Source organism: Propionicimonas paludicola (assembly GCF_002563675.1).
GTDB classification, from domain to species: Bacteria; Actinomycetota; Actinomycetes; order Propionibacteriales; family Propionibacteriaceae; genus Propionicimonas; species Propionicimonas paludicola.
In genome coordinates this window covers 2,108,453-2,132,829 of the sequence record NZ_PDJC01000001.1, presented here as the reverse complement: position 1 = coordinate 2,132,829, position 24,377 = coordinate 2,108,453, and the positions used below count along the sequence as shown (strand labels likewise).

The following is a 24,377-nucleotide window of genomic DNA, read 5'->3' as shown; positions in this document are numbered from 1 at the left end:
GCTCAGCGCAGGGCGAAGCTGACCGACCCGATCGAGGCCGCGGCCAGGATCGCGGCCGCCTGCTCGGCGTCCACTTCCAGCAGCACCGGACCGGACTCGTCGCCGCCGAACGGCCCGGACGAGGCCGCGTCGGCCACCACTGTGATCACGCGGACGTTGCTGGCCACGGCCCGATAGCCGCCGCTGCCGGCCTGCGGGCCGAGCACGTCGATCCGGACGCCGGTGCGGAGCAACGCCACCGCCGGCCCGTCTGCGAACTGGACCGGGAGTGCCAGGTGTCCGGAGCTCAGTCCGTCGATGCCGCCCAGCAGATCTGCCTCGACCAGCACTCGCCGTTCGGGGAGGGTTGCGGTGACGGTCCGTCCGATCAGACCGGTCGGATCGGTGAGGGCACCGGCCGGGACGGCGTCATTGGGGAGCCGGACCAACCGCAGATCGCCCTCGGCCAGGGTGGCTCCGCCGTTCAGCTGCCGGGCCGCGACCACGACTTCGCGCAGCCCGGCGGCGTTGGCATTGATGGCGTTCAGCCCAGCCAGGACGGCAATCGCGGCGAAGATCGCAGCGAACCAGCGCCGATGCCAGCGAAAGGCACGCAACAACCCGGTGAAATGACTCGCCTGCTTCATGCCCTCACAGTGGGCACTGCGGCACCGACATGTTCAGCCGTCCACAGCCTCAGGCCGCAGAGGTCGATCCTGTGGACGACGTGCTGGCGGCCGGCTTGCTGTCGACCGGCTTCGGCTCGGCCGGCTTGGCGGCGTTCAGCTTCCCCTTGGAGCGGTTGTCTGTGGCGTAGAAACCCGAACCCTTGAACACGACGCCGACCGCGTTGAACACCTTGCGCAGGCTGCCGTCGCATTGCGGGCAGACCGTCAGCGGGTCGTCGGTGAACTTTTGGACGACCTCCAGCTCCTCATTGCACGAGGTGCAGCGGTACTGATACGTGGGCATGGGTACTTCCTGAGAAGGTCCGGTTTCAGACAGATTCTATCGTCGCCGCTAACAACGGCCGAATCCGGGTCCGCTATTCCGGTCGGACCCGGATCGTCCGGCGCTCGGTGACCAACAGGTCCACCGGGAGATCCCAGCTCTGGGTGGGTACGTCGTCGAGCACCTCGCGGTCGAACAGCAGTAGCCCGCGCACGGCGTCTGGTCGGGCCTGGCCGAGGGCCCGGTCGTACCAGCCACCACCGGTGCCCAGCCGGCGTCCGTCCGCCGTGCCGGCCAGCCCGGGCAGCCAGATCCAGTCGGCCCGGGCGAGCGCGGCGCCGCCGAGCCCGGTTCCGCGCGGCTGCCGAATCCGGTGCGGGCCCGGCACCAGGTCGTCGGCCCCGGTGAACCAAGCCCAGTCCGGCTCCCGGCGCAGCAGCGGCACCAGTACTCGGACGCCGGCCGACGTCAGGGCTGCGATCAAAGCCGCGGTGTCCGGCTCTTCGGGACGGGAGAGGTAGCAGGCGACGACCTCGGCTCGGGTGCAGGCCGTCACAGCGCGAGCCGTCCGGGCCGCGCTGTCGGCGGCGGTCTCGGCGGTCGTCGTCCGGGAATGGTTGATGGTGGCTCGCAGTCGGGCCTTCGCGGGGTCGACACCCGCGCGCGGCTGGCCTTCCGAACCGGGAACCTGCATTGACCTATGGTAAATCCATGCCTTTGTTTGCCCGCCCCAAGCGCACTCCGGAGCCGGAGTCTGCCCGCCCATCGCAGAATTCGGTCCGGTCAGACGTCGCTGTCGAGCGCTCCATCGAGGATTTCCGCGACTACCTCCTGGGCGAGGTGGTGCCGCTGCGTCCGTTCGGCATCGGCCTGCTGGACGCCGCCGGGCTGAGCCTGTGCGAGTCGCTTTCCGCCGATCTGGACCTCCCCATTCACAGTCACGCCACGGCCTCCGGCTGGGGGATTCGAGCGGCCAACATCGTCGGTGCCGGACCGGATCACCCGGTGGTCCTACCGGTCCTCGACGAGATCGGGGTCGGTGACTTCCCCGGGGAGGCGCTGCCGCCGGGAGCTGCGGTCAAGGTGGCCGCCGGTGCGCCGATTCCGCCCGGGGTGGACGCGGTCATCCGCGACGACATCGTCCAGGTGCTGGCCGAGGCGATTCGAGTGACCGGCGAGGCCCGGGTACAGCAGAACCTGGTGCTGGCCGGTTCCCGCATTCTCGACGGCGACCGGATCCTCGACAACGGCACCGAACTCAGCCCTCGGGCGCTGGGCCTGATCGCCGAAGTCGGCCATGACAAGGTGCTGGCCCGCCCGCGCCCACGGGTCGTTGTGCTCTCGATCGGAGACAACCTGGTGGAGCCCGGGCTGCCGCTGACCCGGATCGACCAGCGCTACGACGCATCGGTGGCCATGATCGCTGCCGCTGCCCGCGCCGACGGTGCCCAGACCTTCCCGGCCGGCATCCTGCCGGCCAGGCCGGCCGTCATCGCCACCAACCTGGGTGAGCAGCTGGTCCGCGCCGACCTGGTGCTGGTCAACGCCGAGCTTGGCCCGGAGCTGCTGGCCGCACTGCCCGAGCTGGGCGACTTCGAGGTCTGCCGAGTGGACGGCTTCACGGCGCCGCTGGCCTTCGGGCTGGCCGGCGCCGAGCGCGTCCCGACCTTGATCCTGCCGGCCAATCCGGTCGCCGGCTTCCTGGCCTATCAGCTGTTCGCCCGTCCGGTGGTCGAGCAGCTGGGCGGTCGCGAGCCGTCCGAGCCGGAACAGGTGGTGGCCACGCTGACCGTCGAGGTCGCAGCCGATCCCACCCGGAGCTCTATTCTGCTGGCCGACTACACCGGTGAGCTGGTTCGACCGCTGCCCGCGGTCGGCGAAGTGGGTGCCATTGAACTGGCCAGTGCCAACGCCGCGATCCTGATCGAACCCTCGGCCGAGCCGATCTCCGCGCAGACCGAGGTGGATTGCTGGTTGCTGGGCTAGTCTGCGCTGCGTGGGGAGAGCCACCTGGCCGGTGCGCCTGACGCATCAGGCGATCACCTTGCGGCCGCTGCGCCGTCGCGACGAAGCCGCCTGGGCGCAGATCCGGGATCGCTCGCCGCAGTGGTTCCGGCCGTGGGATTCCACCCGTCCGCTGGATTCGGCCGAGCCGGCGCTGACCTTCACTCAACTGGTCTCCTCGTTCAGCGAGCGAGCCCGGCGCGGCTTGCTGCTGCCATGGGCGATCGAGTACCAGCCGCCGCAGTCCCGTCGTCCAGTCTTCGCCGGGCAGCTGACAGTCTCCGGGATCACCTACGGCTCGGCCAGCTGGGCCCACATCGGCTACTGGATCGATCCGCAGTGGGCCGGACGGGGGATCGTCCCGACCGCCACCGCCATGGCCATCGACTACTGCTTCGACGTGCTCGGACTGCACCGGATCGAGATCGCGATCCGCCCGGAGAACACCAACAGCCTGGCCGTGGTGCGCAAGCTCGGGCTGCGCTACGAGGGACGCCGTGAGCGCTACATGCATGTGGACGGTGACTGGCGCGATCACGAGGTCTTCGTGGCCACCCCCGAGGAGATGCCCGGCGGACTGCTGGCCCGCTACGAACAACGTCATGGCTTGTCTTCGTGGGGGTGAATCACCGACACTCCGCCGCTGGTGGCCAGGATCACAGGGCCGGACACATACCGTTGCCCCATGGGTCTCACCGGTCTGATCTTCGGCGCCATTGCGGCGATCTGGCTGGTCTTTCTGGTCCCGTACTTTCTGCGTCAACGCGGCGAGGATCTCGAGGCAGAGGAGTCCGAGGTTCCGTTCGGTTCTGCGGTGACCATCGTGACCACCGGGGCCTCGCTGGCCGAGGCTGACCCCGGACTGGCTGAGGTCTCCACCCCGTTGACCAGGCGTGCGCAGCTGCGCGAACTCACACAGATCGATGCTCGGGCCGCTCAGCGCCGCCGTCGGGTGCTGTTGGTCTTGCTGCTGGGGCAGCTGGTGGTGGCCACGTTGGTCCTTCTGCAGCTTCTGCAGTGGTGGACGGTGCTGATCCCGGCCGCCCTGGTGATCGCGTTCCTCGTGGTGGCCAGGTTCAGCGTGCGCGCCATGCGGGCCGATCTGGCGCGCCGCGCCGAGGCGATCCGGGAGTGCCCGTCGGAGGACACCATTGCGATCTCGTTGAGCCCGGCGGACGTGGCCACCCACGCTCACGCCGTCGAACTGACCGGTCCGATCGTTCCGGTCGGCTCGTTGTGGGAGCCGATCCCGATCACTCGTCCGACCTACGTGTCCAAGCCGCTTCCGGCTCGGACGGTGCGCACCGTCGACCTCTCGGCTCCGATCGTTCCGCCGGCCTTGCCGGTCACCGCCGACCCGATCACCGCTCCTGCGGCCGAGGAACCGGCCGCCCAAGAGGATGTCGGCTGAGCCGGCCGGCTCGGGCGGTGCAGGAAGCGCGATCGTCCGTCCGCCGGAACTGATCGACCTGGGCAGGATTCAGCTCGCCCGGATGCGCTCGGCTGACGGCCCGGCCATGGCCGCAGCCACCCGGGCGAACATGACACACCTAAGCCCGCACATTCGCTGGGGCACTCCCGAGGGCACATCGCTGGAGTTCCAGCAGGAGCGCTGCGATCAGGCTGAACTGGGCTGGCAGGACGGTTCGTTGTACGCGTGGGCGGTCCGCGAGCAGCCCGATGGACCGATCATCGGCGCGTGTGGTTTGCACAATCGGGTCGGACCCGGCGCGACCGAGGTGGGCTACTGGCTGGACGCCCGGCACACCGGACGAGGCCTGATCACCGATGCGGTGCGGGCGATCACCGAGATCGGCCTGGCCCTTCCCGGCATCGAGCGGGTCGAGTTGCACACCGACGAGACGAATCTGGCCAGTTCTGCGGTTGCCCGGCGGCTGGGCTACCTGCTGGAAGAGACCCGGGACGCCGAGCCGTGGGGCGCCGAGGACTCCGGCCGACTTCAGATCTGGGTCACGTACCCGTTGCCACGCTGAGCTCAGGTTTCGGCAACGCCGGGTCGCTGAAGCCGGGGTCGCTGGCGTAGTCTTCGGCACGTGAGTCCGCGCAGCCAAGCCATCTCGTACCTCGTCCTCGGCGTGCTCGCAGTGGTCGGCGGCGGCTACCTGGTGATCACCCAGGGAGGCCAGACCCTCGACTACCTGCTGGTGATCTGTGGAGCCGTCGCGATCTTCCTGGGCGTCCGCGATTTCGTCCGGCTGAACCGCGAGAGCTGACCGCCTAGCCGATCTCGAGCAGCAGGTCGCCGCCTTCGACGGCCTGCGCGTGGCCGATGGCCAACCGCTTCACCGTCCCGGCCACCGGGCTGGTGATCGCCGCCTCCATCTTCATGGCCTCGATGGTGGCCACCTGTTGGCCGATGCTGACCTGTTCGCCTTCGGTCACGATCAACGTGACCACCCCGGCGAACGGTGCTGGCACGTGGCCGGGTGCCGACGGGTTGGCCCGCTCGGCAACCGCAACCGTGGCGCTGGCGGCCAGGTCGCGCACCGAGATCACGCGCAACTGGCCGTTGACGGTGCACATGACTTGCCGCATGCCGCGGTCATCGGGCTCGCCGATCGCCTGAATGCCGAGCAGCAGGGACTTGCCCTTCTCCAAGCTGACCTCAACCTCTTGGCCCTGACGGACGCCGTGCAGGAACTCTCGGGTCGGCAGCACCGACAACTCGGAGTAGGCGTCGACGGCGTCCTCGTAGTCCCGCAGCGGGCCCGGGAACAGCAGCCGATTCAGGGCGCGGCGCGGGTTGCTGGCCAGCTCGGCGGTGTCGTCCTCGGTCAGCTGGGCCACCGCCGGCTTGGTGGTGCGCCCGGCCAGAGCCTTAGTCCGGAACGGCTCGGGCCAGCCGCCCGGCGGATCTCCGAGGTCGCCGTTCAGGAAGCCGATCACCGAGTCGGGGATGTCGTACTTGCCGGGGTTGGCCTCGAAGTCGTCCGGGTCGATCCGCTGCCCGACCAGGGCCAACGCCAAATCACCGACCACCTTCGAGGACGGGGTGACCTTGACGATGTTGCCCAGGATCCTGTTCGCGGCCGCGTACATGTTCTCGATGGCCTCGAACCGGCCACCCAGGCCGAGCGCGATCGCTTGCTGGCGCAGGTTCGACAGCTGCCCACCGGGGATCTCATGGACGTACACCCGTCCGGTCGGTCCGGGCAGGCCGGACTCGAACGGGGCGTAGAGGGCCCGCATGGCCTCGAAGTACGGCTCCAGCGCGGTGACCGCATTCAGACTCAGCCCGGGGTCCCGGTCGGTGCCCTCCAGGGCCGCGACCAGGGCCGACATCGAGACCTGCGAGGTGGTGCCGGCCAGGGCCGCCGAGGCCACATCGACCGCGTCCACGCCGGCATCGATCGCGGCCAGCAGGGTGCCCAGTTGGCCACCTGCCGTGTCGTGAGTGTGCAGATGCACCGGCAGGTCGAAGTGCGATCGCAGCGCCGAGACCAGCTTCGCTGCCGCCGGAGCCCGGAGCAGGCCGGCCATGTCCTTGATGGCCAGGATGTGCGCCCCAGCCTCGACCAGCTGCTCGGCCAGTCGCAGGTAGTAGTCCAGGGTGTACAGACGCTCGCTCGGCGAGGTCATGTTGCCGGTGTAGCACAGCGCCGCCTCGGCCACGGCGTGGTCGGTCTCCAGCACCGCCTCGATGGCCGGACGGATCGAGGAGACATTGTTCAGCGCATCGAAGATCCGGAACACGTCCAGCCCGGACCGGGCGGCCTCGGCCACGAAGGCCTTGGTCACTGCGGGCGGATAGTGGGTGTAGCCGACCGTGTTCGCGCCGCGCAGCAGCATCTGCAGCGGCAGGTTCGGCATCGCCTGGTGCAGCTCGTCCAGCCGGTTCCATGGGTCTTCCTTGAGGAAGCGCAGGGCCACGTCGTAGGTGGCGCCACCCCAGGCCTCGACGCTGAACAGCTGCGGCAGGGTCCGGGCGATTACCGGAGCGGCGTGCATCAGGTCGCGAGTGCGCACCCGGGTGGCCAGCAGTGACTGGTGGGCGTCCCGGAAGGTGGTGTCGGTCACGGCCACGGCGCTCTGAGCGCGCAGCTCGGCGGCCCACTGGGCCGGCCCGACCTCGAGCAGTCGCTGCCGCGAGCCGGCTGGGGGAGCGGCGTTGGCGATCGCGCTGGGCAGGATGGGCAGCTTGGTGCGCGGCACCAGCTCGGTGCGCGGCTCACCGTTGGGACGATTGACGCTGATCTCGGCCAGGTAGGTGAGCAGCTTGGTGCCCCGGTCGGCCGGGATGTGGTAGTTCAGCAGATGCGGACGGTCGTCGATGAAGCTGGTGGTCGTGTGGCCGGCCAGGAAGTCGGGATCGGAGATCACCGCCTCCAAGAACGGGATGTTCGTCGAGACGCCGCGCACCCGGAACTCGGTCAGGGCGCGGTAGGCCCGGCGGGCCGCGCTGCGCAGGTCGCTGCCACGGCAGGTGACCTTGACCAGCATCGAGTCGAAGTGGGCGCCGACCGTCGATCCGGCGAAGACCACACCGCCGTCGAGGCGGACGCCGGCGCCGCCCGGGGTCCGGTAGACCGAGATGGTGCCGGTGTCGGGACGGAAGCCGTTGGCCGGGTCCTCGGTGGTGATCCGGCACTGCAGCGCGGCGCCACGGACGGCGATGTCGTCCTGGGTCAGGCCGATGCCGGCCAGAGTCTCGCCGGCCGCGATCCGGATCTGGCTGCTGACCAGGTCGACATTGGTCACCTCCTCGGTGACGGTGTGCTCGACCTGAATCCGCGGGTTCATCTCGATGAAGACGTAGCGTCCGTCCTCACCGACCAGGAACTCCACGGTTCCGGCGTTCACATAACCGATCTGCCGGGCGAAGCGGACGGCGTCGTCGCAGATCCGGGCCCGCAAGGCCGGATCGAGGTTCGGCGCCGGGGCGATCTCGACCACCTTCTGGTGGCGGCGCTGCACCGAACAGTCGCGCTCATACAGGTGGATCACCGAACCAGTGGCATCGGCCAGCACCTGCACTTCGATGTGCCGCGGGTTGATCACGGCCTGTTCCAGGTACATCCGCGAGTCGCCGAAGGACGACTCGGCCTCGCGCATGGCCTCGGCGAGCGCGGCGGGCAGCTTGTCGGCAGACGCGACCCGGCGCATGCCGCGTCCGCCACCGCCGGAGACAGCCTTCACGAACAGCGGGAACCCGACCGCCTCGGCAGCAGCCAACAGGGTCTCGACGTCATCGCTGGGCTCGGAACCGGACAGGGTCGGCAGGCCGGCGGCCCGGGCCGCCTCGATGGCGCGGGCCTTGTTTCCGGTGAGCTCGAGGACCTGATGCGGAGGGCCGATGAAGGTGATCCCGGACTCCTCGCAGGCCTGGGCCAGGTCGGGGTTCTCCGAGAGGAAGCCGTAGCCGGGGTAGATCGCATCGGCGCCGGCATGCTTGGCCGCGTCGATGATGCCGGCCACGTCCAGATAGGCGCGGACCGGGTGGCCGTGTTCGCCGATCTCGTAGGACTCATCGGCCTTCAGCCGGTACTCGGCGTGCCGATCCTCGTACGGGAAGACCGCGACCGTCGTCACCCCCAGCTCGGTGGACGCACGGAAAGCGCGGACGGCGATCTCGCCGCGGTTGGCTACCAGGATCTTCTTGAACACCGGGCCTCCTTGATGGGGTCTGGCTGGCTACGTCGAATCTTGCCGGACCCCAGGCCGGGCGGGCCAGGGGCAGCCGCGCCTTTGGGCGCCCGACCGTGCCGGGCATCCGATGGCAATCCGAGTGCGAAGGCTACCTGAGCCGGCTGCTCCGGGCCGCTGACGGGACCCGGAGCTGCGAGTATTTGCCGAACCGAGCGCTGTCGGTGTGTCGAGACGCCACCGAGTGGGTAGGGCGGACCCCGGCTCGCGGGCCGCCTCGTCCGATGCCCAAAAGAGGGGCGATCCGAGTAAAATGTTGGAAAGAGCAACTTATGCATGGACACATCCCACAAACCTGCCCACTTTGCGGTAATTGCGGTGGTATGTCCGATGGTACTGCGGGGCTAAAGTCCTGCGACTAGGGCAAACGGTCGCCCCCTCCGCGGTGGATCTAGGAAAACGATTTCCATCATGCGTTACTGGATCGTTACCGCCATGGGTTTGCTGGACGCCGTTTTGTGGGCTTATGTTGTGGGCACAGACAAAAGCTGCGATCGCAGCTGGCGGCCCCATATGCAGTCCACCGGGGGTGGGCTCTATCGGGCCGGCGACAGAGATTCAGAGAGGAACAGAATGTCGCGGAAGACTCATGTCGCGCTCGCAGCCGCGAGTGTGCTTGCCCTGACCCTTGGCGCTTGCTCCAGCGGCGGTGCCGCCCAGCCCGCCACGTCGGGCAGCGCACCGGCGCCGGCTGCTGCTGACTGCAATGTTGGCATCACGATGCCGACCCGGAGCCTGGAGCGGTGGATCAACGATGGCGAGCAGCTGAAGAAGCAGCTGGAAGAGGCCAAGTGCACCGTTGATCTTCAGTACGCCGATGACAAGGTTGATCAGCAGATCAGCCAGATCCAGAACCAGATCGCTGGTGGCTCGAAGATCCTCGTGATCGCCTCCATCGACGGCACCGCGCTCACCCCGGTGCTCGAGCAGGCCGCCAAGCAGAAGATCAAGGTCATCGCTTACGACCGCCTGATCAAGGGCAGCCCGAACGTCGACTACTACGCCACCTTCGACAACTACAAGGTCGGCCAGCTGCAGGGCAACTTCCTGAAGGACCAGCTCAAGCTTGATTCGGCCACCTCGCCGATCAACATCGAGCCCTTCGCCGGCAGCCCCGACGACAACAACGCGAAGTTCTTCTTCGCCGGTGCGTGGGATGTTCTGCTTCCCTACGTCACCAAGGGCACCCTCGTGGTCCCCAGTGGCAAGGCTCCGAAGTCCGTTGACGAGTGGACCACGATCGGCATCCAGGGCTGGAAGTCGGCCAACGCTCAGTCCGAGATGGACAACCGTCTGTCCTCCTTCTACGCCGGTGGCAAGAAGGTCCAGGCTGTTCTTTCCCCCAACGACTCCCTGGCAATCGGCATCGAGGCTTCGCTGAAGTCGGCTGGCTACAAGCCGGGTCCGGATTGGCCGATCATCACCGGTCAGGATGGCGACAAGGCCAACGTCAAGGCGATCCTGGCTGGCGAGCAGTCCATGACCGTCTGGAAGGACACCCGCAAGCTGGGTGCCCAGGTGTTCAAGATGATCCAGCAGATCATCAAGGGCGAGAAGGTCGACGTGAACGATGAGAAGACCTACAACAATGAGGTCAAGATCGTCCCGTCCTACCTGATCGAGCCCGAGGTTGTGACCAAGGACCTGGTTCAGTCCAAGCTGATCGATTCGGGCTTCCTCAAGGGCTCCGACGTCGGTCTGTGACATGTGACCGGTGGGGTGACGGTTTCGAGCCGTCACCCCACCGGCATGTCCTGGTCAACTTGATGTGAGGGTGAAGCATGGTTGAGAACGAACCGATCCTGCGGATGCATGAGATCACCAAAGACTTTGGTGGGGTTCGGGCTTTGGATCGGGTCTCTTTGGAGGTTGCCCGGGGCGAGGTCCACGCGATCTGTGGTGAGAACGGCGCTGGTAAGTCCACGTTGATGAAGGTGTTGTCCGGGGTGTACCCGCACGGCACGTACTCGGGAACGATCGAGTTCAATGGGGTTGAGGCGACTTTCGCCGATATCAACTCCAGCGAGTCGGCCGGGATCGTCATCATCCACCAGGAGTTGGCGCTGAACCCGCTGCAGTCGATCGCAGAGAACATCTTCCTGGGTAACGAACGCGCCAAGGGCGGCGTGATCGACTGGGATCGTACGACTCTGGAGGCCGGTCGGCTCCTGGAACGTGTCGGGCTCAATGAGAACCCGGCCACCAAGATTTACGAGATCGGTGTCGGCAAGCAGCAGCTGGTTGAGATCGCCAAGGCCATGGCCAAGGACGTCTCCCTGCTGATCCTGGACGAACCGACCGCCGCATTGAACGATGAGGATTCCGACCACTTGCTGGATCTGATCGCGGGTATGCGTGATCACGGGATCACTTGCATCATGATTTCGCACAAGCTGCGCGAGATCCGTCGGATCGCTGATCGGGTCACGGTGATCCGTGACGGCAAGACCATCGAGACCATCGACATGCGCGGCCCCGACGCCACCGAGGCCCGAATCATCAAGTCCATGGTCGGCCGCGAACTCAGCAACCTGTTTCCGCCTCATGAGTCGAAGATCGGTGAAGAGCGGTTCCGAGTCGAGGACTGGACGGCCTACCATCCCGTCGATCCGAGCCGGGTCGCCGTGGACCATGCCAGCTTCAGTGTCCGCGCTGGCGAGATCGTCGGCTTCGCCGGCCTGATGGGTGCTGGCCGTACCGAACTGGCTATGAGCCTTTTCGGTCGTCTCTGGGGGACCAATATCTCGGGCCGCGTGTTCAAGAACGGTGTCGAGATCAGCACGGCCACGGTGGATGAGGCGGTGGCTAATGGGATCGCCTATGTGACCGAGGACCGTAAGCGGTACGGGTTGAATCTGATCGGGATGATCAGCACCAACATCACTGCGGTGGCACTGGCCAAGTTCGCCAAGTGGGGGGTCATCGATCGCAACCGCGAGTACCTGACCGCCGATGAGTACCGGCGCAGCATGAACATCAAGACGCCATCGGTCTCGGAGATCGTGGGTCGGTTGTCCGGCGGCAATCAGCAGAAGGTGGTCTTGTCCAAGTGGCTGGCTGCCGGACCTGATGTGCTGATCCTCGACGAGCCCACCCGCGGCATCGACGTCGGCGCCAAGTACGAAATCTATGGCCTGATCAACGAGCTCGCCGATCAGGGCAAGGCGGTGGTGATGATCTCCTCCGAGTTGCCTGAGCTGATCGGCATGTGTGATCGCATCTACACGATCTCCGAGGGCGTCATCACCGGTGATGTGCCGCGTTCGGAGGCCACCCAGGAAAACCTCATGTACCTCATGACCGCAGGAAAGGAAGCTCTGCGATGAGCACCGTTACCCCGAGCGCCCCAGCGACGGGCGAAAAGACGAAGAACAACCGGAACATGGCCGTCGACTTCCGTCAGTACGGCATTCTGGCTGCGCTGGTCGTCATCATCTTGTTGTTCGAGGTGCTCACGGGTGGACGCCTGCTGTTGCCCGGCAACGTCAACAACTTGATCCAGCAGAACTCCTACGTGCTGATCCTGGCGATCGGCATGGTCATGGTGATCATCGCCGGTCACATCGACTTGTCGGTCGGCTCCGTGGTCGCCATGGTCGGCGCAATCGCCGCGTTGGCGATGAGTGAATGGCATCTGCCGTGGTGGATCGCCGTGATCATCTCGCTGCTGGTCGGTGCCCTGGTCGGCGCCTGGCAAGGCTTCTGGGTGGCCTACGTGGGAGTTCCGGCCTTCATCGCGACTCTTGCTGGCCAGTTGCTGTTCCGTGGCCTCACACTGATCTTCCTGCACGGTGGCACCATCGGAGGCCTGCCCGCCGAGTTCGTCGCCATCGGCGCCGGCTGGCTCCCCTCCTGGCTGGGCACAATCGGCACCACTGACGTGCTCACCATGGCCCTGGCCATTCTCGCGTGCGCTCTGCTGGTCTTCTTCCAGAGCCAGGCGCGGAGCAACCGCAAGAAGCTGACCCTCCCGGTCGAGCCGGCTCTGTCCTTCTGGGGCAAGCTGGTGGTGGCTGTGTTGGCGATTCTCGGTATTGCCTGGCAGTTGGCGAACTACTCCGGCACCCCGATCATCTTGATCCTGCTGGCCGTGCTGATCCTGGGCTATGACTTCCTGCTCAACCGGTCGGTGTTCGGACGCCACATCTATGCCATGGGCGGCAACCTGTTCGCCGCCATCATGAGCGGCGTCAAGACCAAGCGAGTGAACTTCGCCCTGTTCGTCAACATCGGCATCCTCGCCGCCCTGGCCGGCGTCGTCTCCACCGCCCGTGCCGGCAGCGCAGTCGCCTCCGCCGGCAAGGACTACGAGTTGGACGCCATCGCAGCCGTGTTCATCGGCGGCGCAGCCGTCCAAGGCGGCGTCGGTACCGTCACCGGAGCCATGATCGGCGGCCTGGTCATGGGCGTGCTCAACATGGGCCTGTCCATCCTCTCGGTCGACGCCGCCTGGCAGATGGCCATCAAGGGACTCGTCCTCCTCCTGGCCGTCGCCTTCGACCTCATCAACAAGCGCCGCGGGTGAGGTAACCAACAGCTCAATCGGCAGTCCCGGCCACCGCTAGTCCGCCGGGGCTGCCGATTGTCGTATCTGGGTGGGTTTCGTCGACGAGGCATTCGATGCGGCGGCCAGGGGCCGCGGCGCGGCGTGACCGGCCGAGCCGCGGCACGGATCGTTGTGCCTCTTCACTGACGCGTGCGGTAGTTATCTTTTCGTGATTGATCCGGCATTCTTCGGGAAAATCCGGAGATAGATCCAGGTGTTTGCGGTATCAGTGGGATCCCATAAGTGGCGCGCCGCAACAAACCGGCGGTCGGGACTGCTTCCCCGGCGGGCATGGGCCAATCGGTAGGCCGCCGCGATCACCTCCAGAGGGGTCCACGGCAGCCCGTCGGCAGAGTTCGGGGTCCCACTTTGGTACCCTCTGTACTCAACCAGATACCTACATCGGTGTTACGTCAAGGCTAGCGGGAGCCGTTTTCGAAACATATGCTGTGAGGCACCACAAATCTCTGCATACGGTGGCCCGATGGCGTCGGCTTCCAGCTTCTCGCGAGGCTGGCCGCGTCCCGATCTGTCAGCTACGGAGATGCTCTGGGCGAGCATCAACGAGTGAGGTCCTGGGAAAGTCGGCCCACTCGGCATGTGTCGAATTTCGACGAGGAATCGCAAGGAGACGGCAATGGCGGCGGTGGAGTTTCACACCTCGATGAGTTCGAGGGGGAGTACTGACGGCGCCTCATTCGGGCGGACGTCGCGGGCTGCGTCCCGGCCATGCGGAGGTTCGTCCATTGGCTGGACGCTGCGGTCTCAGCGATTCGCTGCCGGACGGCCCGTGGGTGGCGCCACGCCGATTCACAGTTACCATCTAGGCGAGCGCAGGTCTTCGTCCCGGTTCGCCAGGACAGTTCGCAGGCCCGCCGATCATCGTGAGTTCGACTCACATCCTCACCCCCGACAGTCGCTCGGTTGCGCGCAGAGGAGGCCCGGCTAGACACCGGTCAGGCAACTGGCGATTGGGCCCGACCCCATGTGGTGGACGGCCCAGGCGGACATCTGGCACGCAGCGAGCGGTGAAGGAGGCTGATCGGAGTGAGAGCGTTTGAAGCGGAGCGCGCCGAGGGAAGTCAGACTCGGCTGCCGCTGGTGCATCGGCTTGCGACGCCCGCAGTCGCGGAGTGGTGTGAGCTGTGGCAGGGGCTGGGTGCTCCGGACTGGTTCAGCCGGATCGCCTTGGCCGAAAGCTTGACCGAGGGCCTGTTCCGGATGGCCGCGGAGAGTACCGGCAGTCGGGTGTCGAGTGCGGAGTTGGCTGAGCTCTACCGCCATCTTGAGGAGGCCGGGTTCCTGGCCGACGGTCCGGAGCCGAAGCTGGTCGCGGCTGTCCGCGACTCGATGCTGGTCGAACTGGAAGGACGCTACGACGGCCTTTCCCGGCCCCGACGCGAGATGTTGCGGGCCGGATTGCGACTCGGGCTGCCCGACACCATCCCGCAGCTGGCGCTCTGGGCGGCCGATGAGGCTGACTGGGGTGCACTGGAGCGAATCCTGCTCACCGAGCCCGGCTTGGTGCGCTGGGATCTTCGCCTGCAGCGGGCGGTGCACACCTTGGCCAGCTCGGAGCGCCAGGCCCACCCGATCCTGAGCGCCTCGGTGGCCTTGCTGGCCGCCCTGGACGTTGAGCGGAACCAGTTGTCGATCGCCGAGCTGGTCGGGGAACTGATCAAGGAGGGAGCGGCCCTTCACTCGGGTTGGGCCGACCATCAGGACGTGAATGCCGCCCTGGTCGCGGGGAGCTTCTGGATGCTGACCCAGGCGTGCGCCACCTCGGCCCTGGCCGATCCTGGACGAACGGCCGCGGCGGCGACCAGGCGCGCCATCGAGGAGCGGATCCTGCAGGCCAACCGCGAGCATCATCCGCCCTTCGCGTACGCGGTGGCCATCTTCCATCTCTGCTCGGCGGCGTTGGCGACCGCGGTGGGACGCTGGACGGAGGTCGCCCGGCAGAGCGAGTTGGTCCTGCTGCTCAGTCCTCGGTGCAGCCTGCTCGGGGTGATCGGAGCGAGCCTGCTGGCTGCGTCCGGCTTCTTCAACGGAAATGCCGGGCAGCGGACTCGTGGCGAGCTGTACATCGCCGACCACACCGGACACCGGTGCCAGGCAGCCGCCTCGCTGGCCGAGTTGCTGCACCTGTCGAAGGCCTTCGCCGGGATTCACCAGCTCGACAAAGCCGAGGTGATGGTCGAGCTCGCCGCCCTGGAACGGCGTCAGGCGCAGCACTGGTTCGATCAGTCGCTGCTGATGGCCTGCACTCGGGCCTATGCCGGCATCCTGTGGCAGGAGCCGGAGGCGGCCCTGGCCGCGTTCGATGCGGCCCTGGGCGGAGCTAGGCCGGACGAGGTGGACCCGGTCCAGTTGCGCACCCGGGCTGAACTGCTGATCAACCTCGGCGAGGTGGACCTGGCTGCGACCATGCTTGCTGCCATCACCGACGCCGGCGCCCGGTTCCTCACGCTGGCCCCGGCGGCCCGGCTGCATCTGTGCGCCGGCGATCTGGAGCAGGCCAGGGTGTTGGCCGAGGAAGGGCTGCATGCGGCCCAGCTGTCGTTGGCCGACCGTGCGGCCCTGCAGGCGCTGAAGGCGGCAGTCGGAATCCTCAACGAGGACGACGACGCCGAGATCGAGCAATCGATCCTGGCGGCCTGCCTGATTTCTCGCGAAGCCCGGAGCCTGCTGCCGGTGGCGCTGCTGCCCAAGGGCCTGCTCACCACAGTGCTGGAACGCCACGTCGATCATCCCTTCTCGGGGGAGTGCTATCTGCGTGAGCGGCTGGTGCCGGCCAAGCTGGCTGATCTCCGTCCGGGCTATCGGGCGGCCGGGCCGCTGATGCGGCTCACCCCGCGGGAGAAGGTGTTGTTGCCGCTGCTGGCCACGTCCGCCTCACTGCGCGAGATCGCCGCTCAGCTCTACGTCTCGGTGAACACCGTGCGCAAGCAGGTGGTCACGCTGCGGGAGAAGTTCAACGCTCGGACCCGCGAGGAGCTGGTTTCCCGGGCAATCGAGAAGGGTCTGCTTTCCGCCTCTGGCGTAGATCCGAGGTAGTCACAACTGAAACCGGCGAAGAGCCGGAGTACCGCGAACAGGACCACGTGAGTTGCCCCCCGCATCACTAATTGGTCGCGATTTGGTGCCGGACCGGGCTGAGTTCCGGGGCGGTCTACCTACAAGCTTGCTGATGTCGGCACAGCGATGTGCTGGGCCGCTGCAGAACCCTCGGCCGGGTTCTACGGCGTGCTTTGACCTTGGGAGTGCACTATGAAGACGGACGAAGTCGACCCTTTCGCCATGCATGCGGTTCCACGTCAGCGTTACTTCGGCAGCGTTGATCCGAGCCCGGCGGGTGATCAGCTACTCGGTGAGGCCAGTCGGCTCTGGTCGCGGATCACCGAGACCAGCTACCGGTTCCTGCGGGAGGCTCTTGGAGCGCGCGGGCCGGCGCTGGACTGGCTGCAGTATCAGCTGTGGCTGGTGTCAGTCGGAGTCGCTGAACCGCCGGCTGCCGACGGCTCACTGCGGGTGCGTGAGCCGCTGACCGAGGGCGACACCGCTGAGGCTGCAGCAGCCGCGCTGCTGGACCACTGGCTGATCGAACGCGACCCCGAGCTGGCGGTGGACGCGCTGTGCTGGGCGCGGATCCGGCAGGACTGGACCCGGATGGCGGAGATCTGGTCGGCGATGATTCCGTCCGCCAACTGGCGAGAGCCACGGGTGCTGACGATGCTGTCCAAGTTGCCCGAGCAGGCGCGTCGGGAAGCCCCGATGCTCACCGTCGCCTGGGCGCTGGCGCAGGCGGACGGTCTGGGCCAGCCGGCGTGGGAGCGCCAGGTGTCTCGCGGGCTCCTGGCCGACGGCCTGTCGCTACATGCCTACTGGCGTGACCTGACTGACCCCAACGCCGCGCTGCTGGGTGCCGCATTGTGGATGAGTACGCAGCGGATCGTGCCGGGGGTGAGCTCGGCGGCCGCGCTCGACCTTGCCTGGGCGGCTCACGATGACGCGGCCCGCATGATCGAAGGCCAGCGCGGCAGCGAGGCGGCCCCGAGTCGGCGAGCGGAGGCGATCTTCCGGGCTGCCTCGGCCCAGGTCGCCCTGGCTCGCGGTGAACTGGAGCAGTGCGTCGCCGAGGCGGAGCGGGCGGCGGCTCTGGATCCCGCGGCGTCCGCCTGGATCTGTGATGGCACCGGTGCGTTGGCCAAGGAGCTGACCGGCGTGGCCGGGGAAGGCTCGGCGCAGCATCGTGGCGAGCTGTCACACATGGCTCATCAGCGCGGGCTGTTGGCCGAGGACGCCACCGCCGGCTTCGTGGCCGACGCTCTGCGGTCGCTACGGCGGCTGGATCGAGCGGCGGTCGACGATGCCCTGCAGACGTTCAGCAAGATGACTCCGGGCGGCGCGATGTGGACCTTCGCGGTCTATCTGAAAGCGATGCACGGGGCACTGTGGGGCGAGCCGGCCAAGTCGCTGGCCGCCTTGGACGCCGCCAAGACCAGCCACGGTCTGTCCTCGGCCGAGCAGAACGAGCCGCTCGGTTCGCTGCTGCTGTCCCGGGCCCGAATCGCGCTCCTGGACCGGCTCGGTGCCGACTCGGCGGCGCTGGAGGCTGCTCACGGGCAGGACCCGCGCTGGCGGTGGCTGCCGGAGGCGCGCTCGCTGCTCTGGGCTGGACGCTACGACGCCGCGCGCCGGGCTGCCGACTCCGGGATCTTCGCTGAGGGGACGCGGCTGGGGGATCGGGTAGGTCTCCGGGCCGTGCGTGCCGGAGCCCTCTTGCTGGATCCGGCCACCGACAAGGAGGTCGCGATCGAGGCGGTCCTGGAAGCGGTCGCCGAATGTGTGGAGCACCAGACCCTGATGCCGCTGGGCATGCTTCCGGCCAGCGTCCGGTCGGCGATGCTGGCGGCCTTCCGGGCCCACCGGCGCTCGCAGCTGGATCGCGCCTCCGTGGACAGCTTCCTGGCGGCCTTGGACGGGCTGGTGCCGGTCGGAGAGGTGGTCACCGCCCCGGTCCGGCTCACTCGACGCGAGAAGGAACTGCTCCCGCTGCTGGCCGGCGCCGATGCGATTCCCGAGATCGCGGCCCGCTTGCAGGTCTCGCCGCACACCGTGCGCAAGCAGGTGGTGAACCTGCGCCGGAAGTTCGGCGCGAAGAGCCGCAGTGAGCTGATTCGTCAGGCCCGCGACCAGGGCATGGTCTAGGGCGGATCGCGGCGCCGAGCCGCAGCATCAGTCGCGCTGCGGCAGGCTCAATCGTCCGCGCGGGCCTGAAGGTAGCCGCGGGCGACGAGCCGGAGCTCCTCGAGGATCTGGGATCGCTCGGGCTCGGCAGCGGCGAAGGCTTCGTGCAGCAGGGCGTCCGCAGTGGTGAAGGCCACAGCGGCGATCATCGGGGTCGGCTTTCGTCCCGACGAGGTGATCCCGGCCACCTGCAGCAGCTCGGCCACCTTGGCGGCCATCCGGGCTCGGTGGGCCTGGCGCTGTTCATCGAAGGAGGGGAGTCCGGCCGAACCACGCAGTGAGCGCGCCGAGGCCTCTTCGCGGTAGATCTCGGCCACCGCGTCGATCACGTAGCCCACCGGGTTCGAAGTGGGCGGACGGCGCCGCGCATCGGCCACCACCTCGTCCAGCAGTGCCTCGAGTCGGGCGTGGTAGCGCCAGCTCAGCGCAGCCAGGATCGCGTCCCGGTCGGGCAGATACTGGTAGAGCGCTCCGACGCTGACCCCGGCCCGCTCGGCAACGCTGGACAGGTTCACCGCTGCCGCGCCGTCGGCGGCGACGATCTCGTCGGCCGCCTTCAGGGCGCGAATCACCTTGTCGCGCGAGCGCGCCTGACTCGGCACCCGGCGCAGTGGCAGGTGCTCCCAGTTCACTCTTGCGAGGGCCGAATCCGGCATCCAACTCCTGAAAACAAACTTGATTTTGGTTTGGTCCAAGCTCCATGCTGAGCATATGACAATGTCGTCGAACTTCAACGAGCTCCGGGACTCCCTCGTCCGGGCTTGTCACAAGCTCGCCGCCGAAGGGCTGTTCATCGGCACCGGCGGCAACCTGAGCGTCCGGCACGGCGACGTGGTGGCGCTCACCGCGACCGGTGCGGTGCTGGGGGAGATCACCCCCGAGCAGATCACCATCACCGATCCAGCCGGACGGATCGTCGACGGCGACCTGGTCCCGACCTCGGAGTCGCCGCTTCACTTGGGCATCTATCAGCACGCGCCGGCCGATCAGGTGCGGGCCGTGGTGCACACCCACTCGACGATGGCCACGGCCGTCTCGGTGGTGCTGGACGAACTGCCGGTGCTCCACTACCAGCAGTTGGTCCTCGGCGGATCACTGCGGGTGGCACCGTTCCATGCCTTCGGCAGCCTCGAGTTGGCCGCCGCGGTCGGCCAGGCGCTGGACGGCCGGATGGCCGCCTTGATGGCCAACCACGGTGCGGTCGCTCTGGGTGCCAACCTGGCCAAAGCCGTCGAGAATGCGCTGCTCACCGAGTGGCTGTGCGAGCTCTACGTGCGAGCCAAGACCATCGGCGAGCCGCGGGCACTCAACGCTGAGCAACTGCAGTCGGTGATCGCCGCGGCCACCGCGTCCGGCTACGGCAGCACGCGGAAGGCCCAGTGATGACCACCGAGAAGATCGGACGGGGCCGCACCTCGGACGTGTACACCTACGGCGAGGATCGCGCCATCAAGCTCTACCCGCCGAGCGAGGATCGGGCCGGGATCGAGCAGGAGGCGAAGGCCGCCACCCTGGTTCACCAGCTGGGCGTGCCCAGCGTCCGCTGCGACGGGCTCACTGAGGTCGAGGGCTTGCTCGGCATCATCTTCGAGCGGATCGAAGGCCCCAGCTTCAACGAAGTCGCCGAGAAGGATCTGCGCAAGTTCGGCCAGGTCTGCCGGGATCTGGCTGACTGTCACGCGCAGATGCATGCCGCGCACACGACCGAGCTGCCGGACATCCGCGACCTGGCCATCGGGATGCTGGAAGCGGCCCCGCTGGACCAGCTCAGTGACGACGAGCGCACGGCCCTGACTGCGCACCTGAAGTCCTTGCCAGAGGGCGATTCGGTGCTGCACCTGGACTACCACCCGCAGAACGTCTTCCACCATCGGGACGGCTGGGCCATCATCGACTGGCACTCGGCCTGCCGGGGTCCGGCGGCCGCCGACGTGGCCATGTCGGCCCTGCTGATGAGCGAGGTCGAGCTGTTCCCGGGCACACCGCCGCTGAAGCTGTTGCTCTACCAGATCGTCCGCGGCCTGATGCGCCGGCTCTACCTGGCTCGCTACTTCGCGACCACTGAGCTGACTCGCGGCGAGGTGGACGCCTGGATGACCTGTGCGCGGGTGCTGCGACTGGGCCTGCTGAACATCGAGAGCGAGCGGGGCCGGCTGCTTCGCCGGGTACAAACAGCAGTGAAGGTGATGGCGGCGTGAGCGTGACCAGGATCGTCCGATCCAGCTTCGAGGGGGCCGACGAGTTCGACCTGCTGATCATCGGCGGCGGCATCACCGGTGCCGCCCTGGCCCACGAGGCGACCAGCCGTGGCTTGACCGTTGCCCTGGTGGAGAAGGGTGACTTCGGAGCGGCCACCTCCGCGGCCACCGGCAAGCTGATCCACGGCGGGCTGCGCTATCTGAAGAAGCTCGAGGTGGGCCTGGTCCGGGAGTCGCTGGCCGAGCGGCGCAACCTGATGCGGATCGCGCCGAACCTGGTCTCGCCGATCCCGATCGTCCTGCCCGAGACCGGCCTGGTCGAAGTGCTCGGCCTGACCGCCTACGACGTGCTCTCCTTCGACCGGAACCGGCTCTCCGATCCCTCCAAGCGGATCCCGGCCCACCATCGGCTCCACCGGAGCGCGCTGGACGAACTCGGCCTGGACTACGTCAGCAAGGGGATCCTCTACTACGACTCGATGATGCTCTCTCCGGAGCGGCTCACTCTGGCCTTCCTGCGGACGGCGGTGGCCGCCGGTGCCCAGGTGGCCAACTACGTCCGGGTGGATCGGCTGGTGCTGGATGGGCAGCGGGTCACTGGCGCCGAGGTCACCGACCTGGTCAGCGGCAACCCGGGCCTGATCCGGGCGAAGGTGACCGTCAACGCCACCGGCGCCTGGGCGCACGACCTGCTCTCGGCGACCCCGGCCACCCAGGCCTTGGCCGGCCCGCCGCCCAAGGTGCGCTCGGAGGGCATCTATCTGGTCACGCGCAAGCTCAGCGACGTGATGGTGCTCACTGTGGGCAAGCACGGACACTTCAGCTTCGCACCCTGGCGGGGGCACAGTCTGGTCGGCCCGACCGAAACTCCGTACCACGGACCCGTGGACGAGTGGCGGCTGACCAGGGCGGCGATCGAGGCCTTCCTGGCCTCGATCGCCGCCAATAACACCGCGGGGGTGAAGCTGACCATCGATGACGTAGTCGCGGCCTATGGCGGGCTGCGTCCGCTCACCGAGAGCGCGGAGGTGGACACCTACACGGCGTCGCGGGCCTCGGAACTCATCGACCACTCCCGGCAGGGAGTGACCGGCCTGGTCTCGGCCATGGGCGGCAAGTACACCAGTTCGCGCGCCTTCGCCAGCCGGATCGTCACGGCACTCGGACGCCAACTCGGGGGTGGCGTCCGTCCGTCGCGAACGGCGGTCACTCCGCTGGACGGCTGTCAGCTCGGCGAACTGCCCCACGAAGTGGAGCGGGCGAAGACGGCCGTCGTGGCCGGTGGCCTGGCCGAGTCGGCCGGGGAGGTGCTGGTGCAGTTGTACGGTTCGCAGCTGCCCGAGGTGTTGAAGCTGATGGGCACCGACGATCGGCTGCGGCTTCCCGGCACTCCCGACGGTGAGCCGCTGGCCACCGTGGCCTGGGCGGCCCGGAACGAGGCCGTGGTGCACCTCACCGATGCGCTGCTGCGCCGCACCGGCATCGGGCAACTGGGCAACCCCGGCCCCGACGTCCTGGACGCCGCCGCCGACATCGTCGCGGTCGAACTGGGCTGGACGGCCGAGCGGCGCAACCAGGAACTCGAGCTGGCCCGCCGGGCGGTCAGCCTGCCAGAGGACTGACCCGGCCTCCCCGCTGTGAGTTGGGCGGTGAATGTGGCCGCCCCACTCACAGGGAGAGGCCAGTGCCCGGCGCGATCGGCCACGGAGTGGCTCGTGCCGGCACCGGGAGCGGCTCAGGCGGTGTGGGTGAGGTAGGTCGGCAGTTCGGCGGTCAGTTCGTCGAACAGACCTTGGTTCAGGGCGAATGCCACCCGGACTTCGTCCACGGCGCGCGCCTGCTCGTCCTCGGTCAGCGCCAGTGCGTCCAGCCGGGATCGGTAGCCGTCCTTGTACGGCTTGACCTTCTCGATCTGGGGGAACCGGTAGAAAGCGGTGCCCTGGCCGTCGCTGAGCTGGAAGACTCGCTCGAGCACGCGTCCGATCACCTGGCCGCCGGACAGGTCGCCGAGGTAGCGGGTGTAGTGGTGGGCCAGGTAGCAGACCGGGTCGGCCAGGGTCTGGTGGATCCTCTCGGCATACGCGCGTACCGCGGGGGAGTCGATCGCCACCCCGCCCCAGTGGTGCAGGTCGTCGGCGATCGCCGACGACCGGAGCAGGGCCACATCGAACAACTGGCGGACGCGCTCGTCGGTGTTCAGCTGAGCACCGACCTCCTCCAGCTGCAGGTAGACCGGCAGCAGCCGACCGAGGTAGGCGGCGTACCCGGCCGCGTTGACCCGGCCCTCGGCCAGGGCAGCCATGAAGCTGGACGACTCCGCGCGACGGTGCTCGGCAGCTGAGCCAGAGCGCAGCTGTTCGGACAAGGTCATGCTGGTCACGGCGGTCATCTGCTGGTCCCTTCGTCGGCTCGCACACGGCGAGTCCGGTACTCGCCTCCTTGCGGTCATTTAGGTAAGGCTAACCTAACCAAATCTCCTCCGGGGAGGGTCTCGCCGGTATCCGGACGTCCGCTGAGGTGGAGTGATTGCCGATGCTGCTCGCTGGACAACCCACCTAGCCTGGAGTCATGAGCACCTTCACCGAACTCCTCGCCACCCAGGTCCGCAACGAGTTCGCGGCCTCCCAGCAGTACGCGGCGGTCGCGGTCTGGTTCGACTCCCAGGACCTTCCGCAGCTGGCTCGCTACTTCTACCGGCAGTCCTTGGAAGAGCGGAACCACGCGATGATGATGGTTCAGTACATGCTCGACCGTGATCTTCAGGTCACGATTCCCGGCATCGATCCGGTGCGCAACAGCTTCACCAGCCCCACCGATCCGATCAGCCTGGCACTGGCCCAGGAGAAGCAGGTGACCGCCGACATCAAGGCGCTGTTCGAGGCCGCTCGCGCCGAGGGCGACCCCTTGGGGGAGCAGTTCATGTTGTGGTTCCTCAAGGAGCAGGTGGAGGAGGTCTCCTCGATGACCACTCTGCTGAACATCGCCGAACGAGCCGGCGAGAACTGGTTTGACCTGGAGAACTACGTGGCCCGGGAGAGCATCGGCGACGGCGGGCAGGACGCGTCCGCGCCGCCGGCGGCCGGTGGAGCGCTGTAGCAGCCGGCCCCTGTCTGTCGAACCTCGGCCGAGCTCCTTCGCCTCGGCCGGGCGCGTCTGCGCGCCATCGCGCCGCGTTCCGCGGCCCTGGTGGCTGGGCGGCGCAATCCACAGATTGCGGGGTGACCCGCAGGGTGCGTGTTGGTTTGCGGTGTGCGGTATCCATTGGGGCCGTCCAGATCGCTTCTCGATGAATTGCGGGGTGGTCGCTATCTGGACGCCTCGGTCGGCTCTCCGCCGATCCGGATCCGTCCGTCCTGCACTGGCCTGCAGTCCCGGCTTCCTGCTGCAGAGTCGGTGCGCTCGTCACGCCGGGCGCTCGGTGGTGCCCGCGGGAGGGGTGGTCTGGCCTAGTCCGTGATCCTGGCGCGCCCCGTCTCGTCGGCTCGCATCGGGGGTCGGAACAATGCTGGCCGCCCTCAATCTGCTAATCGCCTGGGAAGGTGCGAGCAGTGCACCTTTAATCCTGCTTTTTACGTCCCGATTTAGTACTGACTTCATACGGAATTTACAACGGTTGGCCAGGCTGTGGGCCTGCCGCCGGCATGCCGCGTCCGCCTGGCTCAGCCCGTCCTAAAATCCCATCTGACTAGGCATTAGGGTGGATCCGGCGCGCCGAGTGGGCCTGCGGTTGACCTCCTGCGGGTCGCGGCCGAAGGGGCCTGCGGGCCGACGAGGGGTTGGCTACA

Annotated in this window: 20 protein-coding genes; 14 read left to right on the top strand and 6 right to left on the bottom strand. The window is 67.5% G+C overall.

The genetic code is table 11. From position 1 onward, the window contains the following. Nucleotides 1–2 precede the first annotated feature (2 nt). The 3 genes from ATK74_RS09905 to ATK74_RS09895 form a co-directional block, all read right to left on the bottom strand. Complete coding sequence (locus ATK74_RS09905) at nucleotides 3–626, bottom strand: SAF domain-containing protein (protein ID WP_098460873.1); 624 nt, start codon at nucleotides 624–626, stop codon at nucleotides 3–5. A 49-nt stretch (nucleotides 627–675) separates the two neighbouring features. Then, nucleotides 676–951 (bottom strand): FmdB family zinc ribbon protein, encoded by a 276-nt coding sequence (locus ATK74_RS09900; protein ID WP_098460872.1) that lies wholly within the window; start codon nucleotides 949–951, stop codon nucleotides 676–678. Nucleotides 952–1,024: 73 nt separating this feature from the next. Continuing rightward, nucleotides 1,025–1,624, bottom strand: coding sequence for a 5-formyltetrahydrofolate cyclo-ligase (locus tag ATK74_RS09895; RefSeq protein ID WP_169923807.1), 600 nt, complete (start codon nucleotides 1,622–1,624; stop codon nucleotides 1,025–1,027). Between the two features lie 17 nt (nucleotides 1,625–1,641). Between ATK74_RS09895 and ATK74_RS09890 the strand changes: the two genes are divergently transcribed. From ATK74_RS09890 to ATK74_RS09870, 5 genes are read left to right on the top strand one after another with little or no spacing between them, the layout of a single operon-like run. Further along, complete coding sequence (locus ATK74_RS09890) at nucleotides 1,642–2,916, top strand: MoeA family protein (protein ID WP_098460871.1); 1,275 nt, start codon at nucleotides 1,642–1,644, stop codon at nucleotides 2,914–2,916. 10 nt (nucleotides 2,917–2,926) lie between these two features. Next, complete coding sequence (locus tag ATK74_RS09885) at nucleotides 2,927–3,559, top strand: GNAT family N-acetyltransferase (RefSeq protein WP_098460870.1); 633 nt, start codon at nucleotides 2,927–2,929, stop codon at nucleotides 3,557–3,559. 60 nt (nucleotides 3,560–3,619) lie between these two features. After that, nucleotides 3,620–4,345 (top strand): hypothetical protein, encoded by a 726-nt coding sequence (locus ATK74_RS09880; RefSeq protein ID WP_098460869.1) that lies wholly within the window; start codon nucleotides 3,620–3,622, stop codon nucleotides 4,343–4,345. Then, the gene (locus ATK74_RS09875) at nucleotides 4,335–4,928 is read left to right on the top strand and encodes a GNAT family N-acetyltransferase (protein ID WP_098460868.1); all 594 of its coding nucleotides are present in this window, start codon (nucleotides 4,335–4,337) and stop codon (nucleotides 4,926–4,928) included. The genes ATK74_RS09880 and ATK74_RS09875 overlap by 11 nt, the downstream gene beginning before the upstream one ends. Nucleotides 4,929–4,988: 60 nt before the next feature. Further along, a complete protein-coding gene (locus tag ATK74_RS09870) occupies nucleotides 4,989–5,168 on the top strand; it encodes a hypothetical protein (RefSeq protein WP_098460867.1) in 180 nt (59 codons plus the stop codon). A 4-nt stretch (nucleotides 5,169–5,172) separates the two neighbouring features. Here the strand turns inward: ATK74_RS09870 and ATK74_RS09865 are convergent, their stop codons facing one another. Then, the gene (locus tag ATK74_RS09865; protein ID WP_098460866.1) at nucleotides 5,173–8,559 is read right to left on the bottom strand and encodes a pyruvate carboxylase; all 3,387 of its coding nucleotides are present in this window, start codon (nucleotides 8,557–8,559) and stop codon (nucleotides 5,173–5,175) included. Between the two features lie 612 nt (nucleotides 8,560–9,171). On the opposite strand from ATK74_RS09865, the gene chvE reads away from it, so the two are divergent. The 5 genes from chvE to ATK74_RS09840 all read left to right on the top strand — a co-directional run bounded on the left by chvE (nucleotide 9,172) and on the right by ATK74_RS09840 (nucleotide 18,355). After that, nucleotides 9,172–10,302 carry a multiple monosaccharide ABC transporter substrate-binding protein gene (gene chvE / locus ATK74_RS09860; protein ID WP_098460865.1) on the top strand — a complete coding sequence of 377 codons (1,131 nt, stop codon included), beginning with the start codon at nucleotides 9,172–9,174 and terminating at the stop codon, nucleotides 10,300–10,302. A gap of 77 nt (nucleotides 10,303–10,379) precedes the next feature. Continuing rightward, nucleotides 10,380–11,924, top strand: coding sequence for a multiple monosaccharide ABC transporter ATP-binding protein (mmsA, locus tag ATK74_RS09855; RefSeq protein WP_098460864.1), 1,545 nt, complete (start codon nucleotides 10,380–10,382; stop codon nucleotides 11,922–11,924). Continuing rightward, on the top strand, nucleotides 11,921–13,123 hold the full coding sequence (gene mmsB, locus ATK74_RS09850) for a multiple monosaccharide ABC transporter permease (protein WP_098460863.1): 1,203 nt from the start codon (nucleotides 11,921–11,923) through the stop codon (nucleotides 13,121–13,123). Before mmsA ends, mmsB begins: the two co-directional genes overlap by 4 nt. Before the next feature lie 1,068 nt (nucleotides 13,124–14,191). After that, nucleotides 14,192–16,201 carry a helix-turn-helix transcriptional regulator gene (locus ATK74_RS09845; RefSeq protein ID WP_098460862.1) on the top strand — a complete coding sequence of 670 codons (2,010 nt, stop codon included), beginning with the start codon at nucleotides 14,192–14,194 and terminating at the stop codon, nucleotides 16,199–16,201. 213 nt (nucleotides 16,202–16,414) lie between these two features. Next, nucleotides 16,415–18,355, top strand: a complete 1,941-nt coding sequence (locus tag ATK74_RS09840) for a helix-turn-helix transcriptional regulator (RefSeq protein ID WP_098460861.1) — start codon at nucleotides 16,415–16,417, stop codon at nucleotides 18,353–18,355. A gap of 47 nt (nucleotides 18,356–18,402) precedes the next feature. Here ATK74_RS09840 and ATK74_RS09835 read toward each other — a convergent pair whose 3' ends face one another. Next, on the bottom strand, nucleotides 18,403–19,050 hold the full coding sequence (locus ATK74_RS09835; RefSeq protein ID WP_098460860.1) for a TetR/AcrR family transcriptional regulator: 648 nt from the start codon (nucleotides 19,048–19,050) through the stop codon (nucleotides 18,403–18,405). 61 nt (nucleotides 19,051–19,111) lie between these two features. Here ATK74_RS09835 and ATK74_RS09830 point away from each other — a divergent pair, with 61 nt between their 5' ends. Genes ATK74_RS09830 through ATK74_RS09820 form a run of 3 tightly spaced genes read left to right on the top strand, consistent with a single transcriptional unit; the run spans nucleotide 19,112 to nucleotide 22,214 of the window. After that, nucleotides 19,112–19,777 carry a class II aldolase/adducin family protein gene (locus ATK74_RS09830; protein ID WP_211283340.1) on the top strand — a complete coding sequence of 222 codons (666 nt, stop codon included), beginning with the start codon at nucleotides 19,112–19,114 and terminating at the stop codon, nucleotides 19,775–19,777. After that, a complete protein-coding gene (locus ATK74_RS09825) occupies nucleotides 19,777–20,592 on the top strand; it encodes an aminoglycoside phosphotransferase family protein (protein WP_098460858.1) in 816 nt (271 codons plus the stop codon). The genes ATK74_RS09830 and ATK74_RS09825 overlap by 1 nt, the downstream gene beginning before the upstream one ends. Then, on the top strand, nucleotides 20,589–22,214 hold the full coding sequence (locus ATK74_RS09820) for a glycerol-3-phosphate dehydrogenase/oxidase (protein WP_211283339.1): 1,626 nt from the start codon (nucleotides 20,589–20,591) through the stop codon (nucleotides 22,212–22,214). Before ATK74_RS09825 ends, ATK74_RS09820 begins: the two co-directional genes overlap by 4 nt. Nucleotides 22,215–22,327: 113 nt before the next feature. Here the strand turns inward: ATK74_RS09820 and ATK74_RS09815 are convergent, their stop codons facing one another. Continuing rightward, the gene (locus tag ATK74_RS09815; protein ID WP_098460857.1) at nucleotides 22,328–22,981 is read right to left on the bottom strand and encodes a biliverdin-producing heme oxygenase; all 654 of its coding nucleotides are present in this window, start codon (nucleotides 22,979–22,981) and stop codon (nucleotides 22,328–22,330) included. Between the two features lie 179 nt (nucleotides 22,982–23,160). Here ATK74_RS09815 and ATK74_RS09810 point away from each other — a divergent pair, with 179 nt between their 5' ends. After that, the gene (locus ATK74_RS09810) at nucleotides 23,161–23,688 is read left to right on the top strand and encodes a ferritin (RefSeq protein ID WP_098460856.1); all 528 of its coding nucleotides are present in this window, start codon (nucleotides 23,161–23,163) and stop codon (nucleotides 23,686–23,688) included. Nucleotides 23,689–24,377 lie beyond the last annotated feature (689 nt).

Coding starts and splice junctions, on each gene's coding strand:
- ATK74_RS09905 (WP_098460873.1), bottom strand. CDS start 626: ATGAAGCAGGCGAGTCATTTCACCGGGTTGTTGCGTGCCTTTCGCTGG.
- ATK74_RS09900 (WP_098460872.1), bottom strand. CDS start 951: ATGCCCACGTATCAGTACCGCTGCACCTCGTGCAATGAGGAGCTGGAG.
- ATK74_RS09895 (WP_169923807.1), bottom strand. CDS start 1,624: ATGCAGGTTCCCGGTTCGGAAGGCCAGCCGCGCGCGGGTGTCGACCCC.
- ATK74_RS09890 (WP_098460871.1), top strand. CDS start 1,642: ATGCCTTTGTTTGCCCGCCCCAAGCGCACTCCGGAGCCGGAGTCTGCC.
- ATK74_RS09880 (WP_098460869.1), top strand. CDS start 3,620: ATGGGTCTCACCGGTCTGATCTTCGGCGCCATTGCGGCGATCTGGCTG.
- ATK74_RS09875 (WP_098460868.1), top strand. CDS start 4,335: ATGTCGGCTGAGCCGGCCGGCTCGGGCGGTGCAGGAAGCGCGATCGTC.
- chvE (WP_098460865.1), top strand. CDS start 9,172: ATGTCGCGGAAGACTCATGTCGCGCTCGCAGCCGCGAGTGTGCTTGCC.
- mmsA (WP_098460864.1), top strand. CDS start 10,380: ATGGTTGAGAACGAACCGATCCTGCGGATGCATGAGATCACCAAAGAC.
- mmsB (WP_098460863.1), top strand. CDS start 11,921: ATGAGCACCGTTACCCCGAGCGCCCCAGCGACGGGCGAAAAGACGAAG.
- ATK74_RS09840 (WP_098460861.1), top strand. CDS start 16,415: ATGAAGACGGACGAAGTCGACCCTTTCGCCATGCATGCGGTTCCACGT.
- ATK74_RS09835 (WP_098460860.1), bottom strand. CDS start 19,050: ATGCCGGATTCGGCCCTCGCAAGAGTGAACTGGGAGCACCTGCCACTG.
- ATK74_RS09830 (WP_211283340.1), top strand. CDS start 19,112: ATGTCGTCGAACTTCAACGAGCTCCGGGACTCCCTCGTCCGGGCTTGT.
- ATK74_RS09825 (WP_098460858.1), top strand. CDS start 19,777: ATGACCACCGAGAAGATCGGACGGGGCCGCACCTCGGACGTGTACACC.
- ATK74_RS09815 (WP_098460857.1), bottom strand. CDS start 22,981: ATGACCGCCGTGACCAGCATGACCTTGTCCGAACAGCTGCGCTCTGGC.
- ATK74_RS09810 (WP_098460856.1), top strand. CDS start 23,161: ATGAGCACCTTCACCGAACTCCTCGCCACCCAGGTCCGCAACGAGTTC.